The organism is Stenotrophomonas sp. STEN046 (assembly GCF_056759755.1).
The window spans coordinates 1-11,708 of the sequence record NZ_JBRRDR010000033.1 but is presented as its reverse complement, the minus strand read 5'-3'; the positions used below and the strand labels follow the sequence as shown (position 1 = coordinate 11,708).

Genomic DNA, 11,708 nt, shown 5'->3' with positions numbered 1-11,708 from the left:
CCTACCCTCTGATCAGAACACCAGTTCGGTGTGCAGCGGCAGATCCGCTTTCCAGCGTCCGCGGCCGCCCAAGCCGTCGAGTTCGACCAGCACGCCGGCACCCACCACGTCCACGCCCAGGCGACGCACCAGCGACAGCGCCGCGACCAGCGTGCCGCCGGTGGCCAGCACATCATCGATGATCGCCACGCGCGCACCCGCCGGCAATGCATCGGCGTGTACTTCGATGCAGTCACTGCGGTATTCCAGGGTGTACTCCTCGCGCAGCACCTTGCCCGGCAGCTTGCCCGGCTTGCGCACCGGCACGAAACCCACGCCGAGCTCAAGGGCCATGGCGGCGCCGAGAATGAAGCCGCGCGATTCGATGCCGACCACGGCATCCAGCTTCTGGTCACGCCAGCGCTCGGACATTGCGACGATGGCGCCGCGGAAGTCATCGCTGTGCGCGAGCAGCGGCATGATGTCCTTGAACAGGATGCCCGGCTTGGGGAAGTCAGCGATGTCGCGCAGGCGCGAGGCCCACTGCGGAGCGACGATGGCGTCGGTCATGGCGATTCGGTTGTCTGATGGCGGCATAGGGTACCTGTTCCGGCCCCCGCCTGCCTGTTGAGGGGTATCGGCCGGGCGGCGCCCGGCACCGGCAGAGGCCAGATCAAAAGCCAGAGCAAAAGCGGATTCCGTGGTTTGGCGGGGCGGTGTCGGAGTGCGGGGACGCCGCAAGTACGTCCCTGTAGGCTTGGCAGCCGCATCCATGCGGCTGACTGATCAGACACCCTGCACTCCGACACCGCCCCACCTTCGACAGTTCCCTGCGATCTGTCGTAGATCCACGCAATGCGTGGATGGATCTCAATCAAAGTCGAGTATTTCGACAATTGAACGAAGAGCATCCACGCATGGCGTGGATCTACCGTGCCGACCAAGGTCGACACCTACCCACAGCAGCGGGAATCTGTCGGAGGCGGGGCGGTGTGGGGCTGCAGGACCGTTGGCGCCATGGATGGCACCATCGAGCCCCCAAGGATGGGTTTACGGCGTGTCCTGCAGCCCCACACCGCCCCGCCAAACCACTGAATCCAGCTTTTGCCCTGGCTGTTGCCTTGGCTGTCGCTCTGGCCTCTGCGGGTGCAGGGCGCAGCCCTGCAAAAGCCCCCCTCAGGAACTGCAGGACAGCATCGAGCAGCCGGCCCGGTTGTCTGCCCAGGCCGGGCGCTTGCCCGCGTAGTGCTCCAGCCCGGCACGCTCGGTGTACGGGTCACGCAGCACATCCTGCAACGCGTGCACGCCGCCCATGTCGCCCTGCTCGGCCCGGTCGATGGCTTCCTGGGCCAGCCAGTTGCGCAACACGTACAGTGGATTGGCCGCCGCCATCCTTGCCGTGCGCTCACTGGGCGGGAGCGGATCGGCACGCAGACGCGCGGCGTAATCCTGCAGCCACTGCTGCAACGGGGCCTGCACGGCCTGCTGGCGTTCGTCGTCGTAGTACACCGCGTCCAGCAACACTGTATCCGGCGCGTCCGGATCGAGCTGCATCAGCGCGCGCCAGGCCAGCGTCATGTCCATGCCACCGTCCTGCATCAGCTGCTGCCAACGCTGGTACAGCTGTAGATCGGCATCGTCGGCGGCGGCCAGGCCGAGCTTGGCGGCGGCATCGCGGCGGGTGCAGGCAACGAATGTGGCCTGGTAGGCCGCCAGCCCCGCCTGCAGCGGCGCGACATCGGCAAACAATGGCGACAGCGCCTGCGCCAGCCGGCCCAGGTTCCAGTACGCCACCTGCGGCTGGGTACCGAACCGGTAGCGGCGGCCCTGCGCATCGGTCGTGTTGGGCGTCCAGTCCGGATCGAAATCCTCGACCCAGCCGTAGGGACCGTAATCCAGCGTGAGGCCGAGCACGGACAGGTTGTCGGTGTTCATCACCCCGTGCACGAAGCCCACACGCATCCAGTGCGCGACCATTTCGGCAGTGCGCACCGCGATCTGCGCGAACCAGTCGCCGTACAGGGCTTCACCCTGCCCGTTCAACTCCGGGAAATCGCGGCGGATGCAGACGTCTACCAACTGCTGCAGCAAGGCGGTTTCGCCACGCGATGCCGGCAGTTCAAACGAACCAAAACGCAGGAAAGACGGCGACACGCGACAGACGATGGCGCCGGGTTCCGCGGCGGGATGGCCGTCATAGAACATGTCGCGGATGACTCCTTCGCCGGTACCGACCAGCGACAGCGCACGCGTGGTCGGCACACCAAGGTGATGCATCGCTTCGCTGCACAGGAACTCACGGATCGACGAGCGCAGCACCGCGCGCCCATCGGCGCCACGCGAGTACGGCGTCGGGCCGGCGCCCTTCAACTGCAGCTCCCAATGCCGCCCGTCGGATGCCACCAGCTCACCCAGCGAGATGGCGCGGCCATCACCCAGCTGCCCGGCCCAATGACCGAACTGGTGGCCGCCATAGTTGGCCGCCCACGGCTGCATGCCCGGATACAGCGCGTTGCCGCCGAACACCTGGGCGAAGCCTTCGTCTTCCAGCTGCGCGGGGCTGAATCCAAGCAACCCGGCCACCTCCGGCGATGAGGCCAGCAACGTCGGCGCGGCGACCGGCGTGGGCATCACCGCCGACCACGCCGCACCCCGTACGTCACGCCGGCGCGGGCCGGACTCGGGATCGCCCGGCAGCAGGCTCAGCAGGCGGTTGTCGAACGCGGGGGTATTGGTATCCATCGGCATAGGATGGGGGCGGTCGGATCGGTCCTCAATCGCCGCGCAGCGCCTTCAGCGCACCGCCATGGGCCTCCGCGCGCTGATACGCCGGGCGCTCGCCGATGCGCTTGAGGAAAGCGCGCAGCGCCGGCTTGTCATCCAGGCCGCCCCCACGTGCGGCTGCGGCCTGGATCGGGAAGCTCATCTGGATGTCGGCCGCGCTGAAACGTTCACCGGCAAACCAGGGGCTCTCGGCCAGCCGCCGCTCCATCCAGTCAAGATGAAGCCGGCGCTGCGGACCGATGAAACCGCGCTCGGCCTTGTCGGCAATACTGCGTGCAATCGGGCGCGCGAAGAACGGCATCGGCGCGCTGCGGATGCGGCTCATCACCAGGGTCAACAGCATCGGCGGCATCGCCGAACCTTCGGCGTAGTGCAGCCAGTAACGGTAAGCCATGCGCTCGCTACCCTCGGCAGGCACAGGCGACGGCGACAGTTGACGCTGGGTGTCGTAGCGGTCGGCCAGGTAGTCCAGGATCGCACCGGACTCTGCCAGTACCAGCTCGCCATCCTGCAGTACCGGCGACTTGCCCAGCGGGTGCACCTGGCGCAGTTCCGGCGGTGCCAGCAGCGTCTTCGCATCGCGTGGATAGCGGCGCGGTTCGTAGTCCAGTCCCAGTTCTTCCAGCATCCACAACACACGCAGTGAGCGGGAATTTTCCAGGTGATGGACGATGCGCATGGGGACTCTCCAGGAAGGAACGGCCGATGGTAGCGCGCCGTCATGTACGGGAGCGTCTGCTAGGCTTCGTCCTCTGCACGAGGGCTTCATGATTGACCCGCTCACTCGCCCAGCTGCCACCCTTCGAGTTCATGCTGCACTACCTCGATGCCCCTGAGGACGGGCACTGGAATGAGTACATCTGTGAGCTCATCGCCCTGCGCGTGGTCAGCGCGTTCCAGCCGGCCGACTGGCAGCGTCTGCGGCGATGGGTTGGCGGGCAGCCGCTTTACTGGCAGCTGCGCTGCACTGAAGTGCTCAGCATCTGCGGGCTCCCCGAGGCACGGCCGCTCCTGCTGGAGCAACTGGATTCGCCCGATGACGAAACGCGCATCCAGGCCGCCTGTGCGCTGCAGAACATGGACATGTCGGTCGGTTCACAGCACGTCAGGGTGCTGCGCGAGACCTTGGCCCGCACACCTGAGTCGCGCCCCAGCGAGCGCACCGATATCGCCCTTCTGCTCGAAAAGGCGTTGGCGGCCACGCAATAAAAAACGCCGGGAGCTTGCGCTCCCGGCGTTCTGGCTACCAAACGGTAGCAGACGGATTAAGCCGCCTGCACCTGGTCAGCCTGCATACCCTTCTGACCCTGGACGGCGACGAAGGTAACCTTCTGGCCTTCCTGCAGGGTCTTGAAGCCGGTGCCCTGGATCGCGCGGAAATGCACGAACAGGTCCGGGCCGCTTTCCGGGGTGATGAAGCCGAAGCCCTTGGCGTCGTTGAACCACTTGACGGTGCCGGTCTGACGATCAGACATTTGACTAACTCCTGAAACACATGTTGAAAAAAAATCGCAGCCACCGGGTATCGGGGCTGAGACTGAGTTGCAGGCGTTGGTAAAGCGGATCGATGAGCGGATCGTGAGATCAACTGCACCAGGCCACGATTCACGGTGACCCTAGCAAACACAGTGGGTCAGACGATACGCGTGTTTTGATCAAAAAGCGATAGCCCTGATATTCAGCGACAATCCGGCGGTCGCTAGGCGCGACAAGGGGTTAGGCCAGATCGGCGCTAAACCCGGGCCCCCATTCAGGTTTTTCCTACCCTACACTGGGTAAATGACTGAAGCTGAAACCCGAGCTGAACCCCTCCCTCCCCGCATCTGGGTCGATGCAGACGCCTGCCCCGTCGTCATTCGCGACATCCTGTTCCGCGCAGCTGAACGGGCAGGCGTGGAACTTACCCTGGTCGCCAACCAGTGGATCCGCACGCCCCCATCGCGCTGGCTGCGCTCGATCCAGGTCCCGCAGGGGCTGGACGTGGCCGACAGCGCCATTGTCGAACGCGTCGCCGCCGGTGATCTGGTGGTCACCCAGGACATCCCGCTGGCCGCCCTGGTGCTGGAGAAGAAGGGCGTGGCCCTGAACCCGCGCGGCCAGCTCTACACCCCCGACAACATGGCCGAGCGGCTGTCGATGCGCAATTTCATGGAAGAACTGCGTGGCGCCGGGGTGCAGACCGGCGGACCGCCGCCACTGGGTGCGCGCGACCGGCAGCTGTTCGCAGCCGAACTGGACCGCTGGCTGGCGCGCCGCTCAAGCCGATGAATGCCGCCGCGGTCAGCCGGGAACGCGCAGCGTGCGAGCACTGCTGAAACTGCGCCGCTGGCCACTGAGCGGATCGTCAAAGACCAGGGTCTGCGCCAGCAGCTGCAGGGGCCGCGCGTCAGCATCCGGCGGGCGCTGCTGAAGCTGCGGATACAGATCGTCCCCCAGGATCGGCGCGCCCAGCGCCGCCATGTGCACGCGCAACTGATGCTTGCGGCCGGATTCGGGCACGAGCCGGTAGCGCCAGACCGGGCCGCAGGCGTCGATCACATCGACACAGGTACGTGCATTCGGTTCACCCGGGACTTCGGCCATGCGGAAGAACGGCTCACCGGGCTGCAGCCGGGTATGCCGCTGCACCGGAAACGCCAGCTGCGGCAGGGCCGGCGCCAGTGCCTGGTAGGTCTTTTCGATGCGTCGCTCCCGGAACAGCCGCTGGTAGGCGTCACGCGACGCGGCCTGGGTGGAGAACAGCACCAGGCCGGCGGTAAGCCGATCCAGCCGGTGCAGCGGCACCAGACCGGCATTTCCGGTGCGCGCGATCAGTCGCGCCAGCAGGGTTTCGCGCACGTACCCGCCGGCAGGCGTGACCGGCAGAAAGTGCGGCTTGTCGGCCACCAGCAGGTGCTCGTCCTGATGCAGGATGGCCTCGGCGAAGGGAATCACCGGCTCATCAGCCACTTCGCGGAAGTACTGGATTTCCAGCCCCACCTGCCAGGCCATGCCTGGCGCCAGCGCCCTGCCCTGCGCGTCCTGCACCCGCCCCCGCGCGAAGCGACTCTCCCATTGCAGCCGGTCGATGCGCGGGAAGCGCGCGCACAGCCCGTCCAGCAGGCTGGCCCACGTACCAGGCGGCAGCTGCAGGCGGCTGGGCGTGGTCACGGTGGAATCCTGCCGTTGTGGAACAGCGGGCAACAAGGGCGTGAACGGGGCATGCGACAGGACACATCAAGCGGACCAGGGCCGCCAGCGTGCCATCGATCACGCCGCGCAGACACCCCCACACCGGACACCTCCCGGGCAAACCTCTATCATTGACGGTCTTTACCCCTCTGGATCTTCATGGCCCTCACCGCCACCATCCGCAAGGCCGAACTGCAGATCAGCGACATGGATCGCGGCTACTACGCGACCCACAACCTGACCCTTGCCCAGCATCCTTCGGAAAACGATGAGCGCCTGATGGTGCGCCTGCTGGCCTTCGCACTGAATGCCGAGGATCGGCTCGAATTCGGCCGCGGCCTGAGCACCGATGACGAGCCGGACCTGTGGAACCGTGACTACACCGGCGACATCCTGCAGTGGATCGACCTGGGCCACCCCGACGAATCGCGCATCCGCAAGGCCTGCAACCGCAGCCGCCAGGTGCAGGTGGTCAACTACGGTGGGCATGCCTCGGAAATCTGGTGGCAGAAGCAGAGCAAGGGCCTGGCCCGCTTCGACAACCTTTCGGTGATCGACCTGGACGGTGGCTTCGTCGAACTGTGGGGCCAGCAGATCCAGCGCGCGATGCGTTGGAGCGTGCTGATCCAGGACGCCGAAGTGCAGCTCCTCAACGATCAGATGCAGCTGGATGTGATCCCGAACTGGCGCAAGCGCGCCAAGGCATGAGCACGATCCGCTGCGACGTGCTGGTGATCGGCGCCGGCGCAGCCGGGCTGATGACCGCGATCACCGCCGGCCAGCGCGGCCGCCACGTGCAGGTGATCGACCACGCCAACAAGATCGGCAAGAAGATCCTGATGTCCGGTGGTGGCCGCTGCAATTTCACCAACACCGGCACCACACCGGCCAACTTCCTGTCGGCCAATCCGCATTTCTGCAAGTCCGCGCTGGCGCGCTATTCGCCTTACCACTTCATCGACATGGTCGAGCGCCACGGCATCGCCTATCACGAAAAAGAGCTGGGGCAGCTGTTCTGCGATGTCTCGTCCAAGCAGATCGTGAAGATGCTGGTGGACGAGTGCGAGGCGGCCGGCGTGCAGATCCGCACCCAATGCAGCGTCGAGCGCATCGAGCACGGGACGGACGGCTTCCGCGTTCATACCACGCACGGCCAGTTCCATTGCGCCTCGCTGGTGGTGGCCAGCGGCGGCCTGTCGATTCCCAGCCTGGGCGCCAGCGGTTTCGGCTATGAGGTCGCACGCCAGTTCGGCCATCAGGTGCTGCCCACGCGTGCCGGGCTGGTACCGCTGACGCTCAGCGGCACCCATCAGGAGCGCCTCGCCGAGTTGAGCGGCGTGGCCGTGCCGGTCGAGGCGAGCTGCAACGGCACAAGCTTCCGCAACTTCATGCTGCTGACCCATCGCGGCGTGAGTGGTCCGGCCATCCTGCAGATCTCCTCGTTCTGGCAACCCGGCGATGCCCTGTCGCTGGATCTGCTGCCCGGCCAGGACGCTGCCGGATGGCTGCGCGAGATGAAGCGCGAGCGACCGGCCGCCGAACTGCGTACGGTGCTGGCCGAGGTGCTGCCCAAGCGCCTGGCGCAGCGCCTGTGCGAACACTGGCTGCCCGACCGGCCGGTGCGCCAGCTGGACGAACCGGACCTGCGCAAGGCGGCACAGGTGCTGTCCGCGTTCCCGCTGGTGGCCAGCGGCACCGAGGGCTACCGCACCGCCGAAGTGACCCTGGGCGGCGTGGACACCAACGAGGTGTCGTCCTCTACGCTCGAATCCAAGCGTGTGCCGGGCCTGCATTTCGTTGGCGAGGTGCTGGACGTGACCGGCTGGCTGGGCGGCTACAACTTCCAGTGGGCCTGGGCCAGCGGGCACGCCGCCGGCAGCGTGGTGTGAACCGCATCGCCGTTCCGCGCATGCAACCGTTGCGCGCATGGACGCGCCGCCACGCATCGTGTATCTAGATTTGCAGATTGGGGAGCAGTGCATGCAGAACGCGAACGACATCACCATCCGCCTGTTGATCGTCGATGACAGCGGCGAGAACGCCGAAGCCATCGTCAGCACCCTGCGCAACAGCGGCATCGCCGTGCGTCCCTGGCGGCCGCAGGATTCGGCCGAGCTGTCGCAGGTGCTGGCCAGCCAGGCGATCGACCTGGTGTTGGCAGCGCCCTCGCAGGCCATTCCGCTGCCCCTGGTGGCCCAGCACATCGCGGCCAGCGGCAAGGACATCCCACTGGTGCTGCTGGCCGAGCGCATCGACGAAGACGAACTGGTACAGGCCAGCAGCAACGGCGTACGCGCCCTCGCCCTGCGCCAGCGTGCCGAACACCTGCTGGCCGTGGTCCGCGACCAGTGGGTGGACCTGCAGGCGCGCCGCGGCCTGCGCCGCATTGAAGCGCAGATGCGCGAGACCGAGCGCCGCTGCGACGCGCTGATCGCCTCCTCGCGCGAGCCGATCGCCTATGTCCATGAGGGCATGCACATCCGCGCCAACGACGCCTACCTGGAAATGTTCGGTTACGAGGATTTCGAGGAAGTCGAAGGCATTTCCCTGCTGGACATGGTCGCGGCCCAGCATGTGGATGATTTCAAGCAGCTGCTGAAGTCGCTCAGCCGCGGCGAGGCACCGCCGCCGCAGTACCAACTGGATGCCCGCCACCAGGACGGCAGCGCCTTCCCGGCAACGATGGAATTCACCGCGGCCACCTACGAAGGCGAGTCCTGCCTGCAGGTGGTGTTCCGCCGCCGCATGGAATTCGACCCGGAACTGGCGCGCGAAGTCGAAGATCTTCGCCAGCGCGACCAGGTCACCGGCCTGCTCAATCGCCCGACGTTCATGCTGCAGGTCGAGGACGCGGTTGCCCAGGCGGGTCGCAGCGAGGGCCAGTTCGGCCTGCTGATGGTCGAACCGGACCACTACGCACGCCTGATCCCCGACATCGGCTTGGCCTCGGCCGATGCACTGATCGGCGCCCTTGCTGCGCTGCTGGCCGAGGTGGTGGGTGACGATGCACAGCTGGCGCGCTTTGGCGAGCACAGCTTCGCGGTGCTGCAGGCCGGCCCCTATGCGCAGACCGTGGCACTGGCAGAGCGCATCCGTGAGGCCTACGCCGCGCATGTGTTCAGCATCGGTGCGCGCTCGGCAACGGTGACCGTCAGCATTGGCGGCGTACAGGTGGGCGAGAAGATCGCCAGCATCGGACAGGTGCTTGCGCGTGCCAGCGAGTGCGCGCAGGCCGCTGCTGCGCTTGGCAACACCTGCCGCATCTTCGACCCGGCTGCGGTCGACCGGGTGGAAGAAGAGCGCGTACAGCGCTGGGTCACGCGTATCCGCGAAGCATTGGCCGGCGACGGCTTCCAGCTGCACTACCAGCCGGTGCTGAACCTGCAGGGCGAATCGCTGGAGCTGTACGAAGCGTATCTGCGGCTGGAACACAACGGCGAACTGCTGAGCCCGACCGCGTTCCTCGGCATCGCCGAAGAGCACGGCCTGCTGGCCGACATCAACCGCTGGGTGGTGTCACAGGCGATTGCCGTGCTGGGCGCGCGCGCGCGCGACGGGCATCCCACGCAGATGCTGGTGAAGGTGACCCCGGAGTCGTTCGACGACCCCAGGATGATCGCCACGTTGAACCAGCAACTGCAGGCCCATGGCGTGCCCGGTGAAAGGCTGTGGCTGCATGCGCCGGAGGCGAAGGTATTCACCCACCTGCGCAGCGCCCAGCAGTTCCTGGCCGATGTTGCTCCGCTGGGCTGCAGGATCGGCCTGGAGCAGTTCGGTTCGGGCCTGGATTCGTTCCAGCTGCTGGCGCACTTCCAACCGCAGTTCCTCAAGCTCGATCGTGGCTTCACCAGCGACCTGGCGGCGACCCGCGAGAACATCGACCGGGTCAGCCAGATCACCGCACGTGCGCAGGAGGCCGGCATCCGCACCATCGCCGAATTCGTCAGCGACGCCAATTCGATGACCCTGTTGTTCAGTGCCGGGGTGGACTACGTGCAGGGCGATTTCGTCGGTCCGGCAGCGCCGGCGATGAACTTCGAGTTTGGTTGAGCAGTTGCGCCGGGCCATGCGCGGCGCTACCTTTTGCTTCAGGTCAGATCGACCAGGTTGTCGATCTTCACGTCCGGGTTTACGTCGGCTTCGTAGTCGACGCCTTCCACACCGAAGCCGAACAGGCGCAGGAAATCGGCCTTGTAGCCGGCCAGGTCGCTGATCTCGTACAGGTTCTCGTTGGTGACCTGCGGCCACAGCGCGACCACTTCACCCTGCACGTCGGCCGCCATTTCCTTGTAATCGGCACGCAGGCGACCTTCTTCGTCGATCAGCGCGACCGTGTGGCCGTCGCCGTCAACCAGGTCATGGCGCAGGCGATCGACCGCCACGCCATCGGCGCTGCCGCCGTACAGGATGTCGTACAGCACATCGAGCTGTTCGATGCAGCCCTCGTGCGTGCCCTTGGCTTTCATCACCTTGAACAGCAGCGACAGGTACAGCGGCATGGTCGGGATGGCCGAGCTGGCCTGGGTGACCACGGCCTTCAACACCGACACGCGCGCGTCGCCACCGATCTTGGCCAGCGTCTCGCGCAGGCCCAGCACCTTGTCGTCCAGATCCTTCTTGGCCGCGCCGATCGAACCGTTCCAGTAGATCGCCTGGGTGATTTCTTCGCCCACGTAGGTGAAGGCGGTGGTGGTGCAGCCGTTGGCCAGCACGCCGGCATCGGCCAGCGCATCGATCCACATCTGCCAGTCTTCGCCACCCATCACCGCGACGGTGCCACTGATCTCTTCCGGGGTGGCCGGCTGCAGGTGGGTCTCGGTCAGCACTTCCTTGTCGGTGTCCAGACCGCGCAGGACGATCGGCTCGCCAATCGGCTTGAGCGTGGAGCTGATGATCTCGCCGGTCTTGGGATGCTTGCGGCGCGGCGCGGCCAGGCTGTAGACCACCTGGTCGACCTGGCCGAGATCGGCCTTGATCATCTCGATGGTCTTGGCCTTCACCTCGTCGGAGAACGCGTCGCCGTTGATGCTCTTGGCATACAGGCCGGCTTCGTCGGCGTACTTGTGGAACGCCGCCGAGTTGTACCAGCCGGCCGTGCCGGGCTTGGTCTCGCTGCCCGGACGCTCGAAGAAGATGCCCAGCGTGGCAGCGCCGCTGCCGAAGGCGGCGGTGATGCGCGCGGCCAGCCCGTAACCGGTCGAGGCACCGATCACCAGCACGCGCTTGGGGCCGTTCTGGATCGGCGGACGTGCGCGGATGTAGTCGATCTGCTGCTTGACGGCAGCGTCGCAGCCGGTCGGATGGGTGGTGACGCAGATGAAGCCGCGGACGCGCGGTTTGATGACCATGGAGACCTCGGGTTGGCAGGTGCGGCGCACGGGGCGCTCAGCAGGAATTCGGGTGCGCGCGTGCGCGCGAGTCGCAGGATCGTAGTGCGCGGGGGAAGATTGCACAACCGACGGCGGCGTAGGGTGAGGTTTCTTTTGCAGGGCTTGCAGCCCTGCACCTGCCGAGACCAGAGCAACGTCAACGTCAACGTCAAAAGCTGGGCTACCGAGGGCTGGCGGGGGGGGGGGGGGGGGGGGGGGGGGGGGGGGGGGGGGGGGGGCGGGGGGCGGGGGCGGTGGGGGGGGCCGCGAAGCGGCGGTTTTCTAGGAGCGGGTATGGGGGGCCCGCGGTTCGCGAAGCGAAGGGTGGTAGCGACAGCGCGCATGCGATGACGCGTACCAGGGCGCAGCCCCGCCAACAAAAAACCCCGCTTGCGCGGGGTTCTC

11 protein-coding genes are annotated in these 11,708 nt (G+C 66.4%); 5 read left to right on the top strand and 6 right to left on the bottom strand.

What is annotated here, in order from left to right; genetic code table 11:
* Positions 1-12: 12 nt before the first annotated feature.
* From ACVOLJ_RS14910 to ACVOLJ_RS14900, 3 genes are all read right to left on the bottom strand, one after another.
* Positions 13-549 (bottom strand): adenine phosphoribosyltransferase, encoded by a 537-nt coding sequence (locus ACVOLJ_RS14910; protein WP_475279611.1) that lies wholly within the window; start codon positions 547-549, stop codon positions 13-15.
* A 606-nt stretch (positions 550-1,155) separates the two neighbouring features.
* Positions 1,156-2,721 (bottom strand): protein adenylyltransferase SelO, encoded by a 1,566-nt coding sequence (locus ACVOLJ_RS14905; RefSeq protein WP_481564455.1) that lies wholly within the window; start codon positions 2,719-2,721, stop codon positions 1,156-1,158.
* 31 nt (positions 2,722-2,752) lie between these two features.
* Positions 2,753-3,442, bottom strand: coding sequence for a glutathione S-transferase (locus tag ACVOLJ_RS14900; protein WP_481564454.1), 690 nt, complete (start codon positions 3,440-3,442; stop codon positions 2,753-2,755).
* 131 nt (positions 3,443-3,573) lie between these two features.
* On the opposite strand from ACVOLJ_RS14900, the gene ACVOLJ_RS14895 reads away from it, so the two are divergent.
* Positions 3,574-3,972, top strand: a complete 399-nt coding sequence (locus ACVOLJ_RS14895; protein WP_481564453.1) for a hypothetical protein — start codon at positions 3,574-3,576, stop codon at positions 3,970-3,972.
* Between the two features lie 56 nt (positions 3,973-4,028).
* On the opposite strand, the gene ACVOLJ_RS14890 is transcribed toward ACVOLJ_RS14895, so the two are convergent.
* Positions 4,029-4,238, bottom strand: coding sequence for a cold-shock protein (locus tag ACVOLJ_RS14890; RefSeq protein ID WP_475279607.1), 210 nt, complete (start codon positions 4,236-4,238; stop codon positions 4,029-4,031).
* 304 nt (positions 4,239-4,542) lie between these two features.
* Here ACVOLJ_RS14890 and ACVOLJ_RS14885 point away from each other — a divergent pair, with 304 nt between their 5' ends.
* A complete protein-coding gene (locus ACVOLJ_RS14885) occupies positions 4,543-5,031 on the top strand; it encodes a YaiI/YqxD family protein (RefSeq protein ID WP_475279606.1) in 489 nt (162 codons plus the stop codon).
* Positions 5,032-5,043: 12 nt separating this feature from the next.
* Here ACVOLJ_RS14885 and ACVOLJ_RS14880 read toward each other — a convergent pair whose 3' ends face one another.
* Entirely contained in the window at positions 5,044-5,913 is an 870-nt protein-coding gene (locus tag ACVOLJ_RS14880) for a pseudouridine synthase (RefSeq protein ID WP_475279605.1), read from the bottom strand.
* Positions 5,914-6,093: 180 nt separating this feature from the next.
* On the opposite strand from ACVOLJ_RS14880, the gene ACVOLJ_RS14875 reads away from it, so the two are divergent.
* The 3 genes from ACVOLJ_RS14875 to ACVOLJ_RS14865 all read left to right on the top strand — a co-directional run bounded on the left by ACVOLJ_RS14875 (position 6,094) and on the right by ACVOLJ_RS14865 (position 9,984).
* Complete coding sequence (locus tag ACVOLJ_RS14875) at positions 6,094-6,642, top strand: YaeQ family protein (protein WP_475279604.1); 549 nt, start codon at positions 6,094-6,096, stop codon at positions 6,640-6,642.
* Positions 6,639-7,823, top strand: a complete 1,185-nt coding sequence (locus tag ACVOLJ_RS14870; RefSeq protein ID WP_475279603.1) for a BaiN/RdsA family NAD(P)/FAD-dependent oxidoreductase — start codon at positions 6,639-6,641, stop codon at positions 7,821-7,823. Before ACVOLJ_RS14875 ends, ACVOLJ_RS14870 begins: the two co-directional genes overlap by 4 nt.
* Positions 7,824-7,914: 91 nt before the next feature.
* Positions 7,915-9,984, top strand: coding sequence for an EAL domain-containing response regulator (locus tag ACVOLJ_RS14865; RefSeq protein WP_481564452.1), 2,070 nt, complete (start codon positions 7,915-7,917; stop codon positions 9,982-9,984).
* A gap of 38 nt (positions 9,985-10,022) precedes the next feature.
* Here ACVOLJ_RS14865 and fabV read toward each other — a convergent pair whose 3' ends face one another.
* Positions 10,023-11,282: an enoyl-ACP reductase FabV gene (fabV, locus tag ACVOLJ_RS14860; protein WP_475279601.1), complete on the bottom strand. Its 1,260-nt coding sequence runs from the start codon at positions 11,280-11,282 to the stop codon at positions 10,023-10,025.
* Between the last annotated feature and the right edge of the window lie 426 nt (positions 11,283-11,708).

Excerpts from the sequence above, each read along its gene's own strand:
- ACVOLJ_RS14900 (WP_481564454.1), bottom strand. The coding sequence starts at position 3,442 with ATGCGCATCGTCCATCACCTGGAAAATTCCCGCTCACTGCGTGTGTTG.
- ACVOLJ_RS14885 (WP_475279606.1), top strand. The coding sequence starts at position 4,543 with ATGACTGAAGCTGAAACCCGAGCTGAACCCCTCCCTCCCCGCATCTGG.
- ACVOLJ_RS14875 (WP_475279604.1), top strand. The coding sequence starts at position 6,094 with ATGGCCCTCACCGCCACCATCCGCAAGGCCGAACTGCAGATCAGCGAC.
- ACVOLJ_RS14895 (WP_481564453.1), top strand. The coding sequence starts at position 3,574 with ATGCTGCACTACCTCGATGCCCCTGAGGACGGGCACTGGAATGAGTAC.
- ACVOLJ_RS14910 (WP_475279611.1), bottom strand. The coding sequence starts at position 549 with ATGACCGACGCCATCGTCGCTCCGCAGTGGGCCTCGCGCCTGCGCGAC.
- ACVOLJ_RS14890 (WP_475279607.1), bottom strand. The coding sequence starts at position 4,238 with ATGTCTGATCGTCAGACCGGCACCGTCAAGTGGTTCAACGACGCCAAG.
- ACVOLJ_RS14905 (WP_481564455.1), bottom strand. The coding sequence starts at position 2,721 with ATGGATACCAATACCCCCGCGTTCGACAACCGCCTGCTGAGCCTGCTG.
- ACVOLJ_RS14870 (WP_475279603.1), top strand. The coding sequence starts at position 6,639 with ATGAGCACGATCCGCTGCGACGTGCTGGTGATCGGCGCCGGCGCAGCC.
- ACVOLJ_RS14865 (WP_481564452.1), top strand. The coding sequence starts at position 7,915 with ATGCAGAACGCGAACGACATCACCATCCGCCTGTTGATCGTCGATGAC.
- fabV (WP_475279601.1), bottom strand. The coding sequence starts at position 11,282 with ATGGTCATCAAACCGCGCGTCCGCGGCTTCATCTGCGTCACCACCCAT.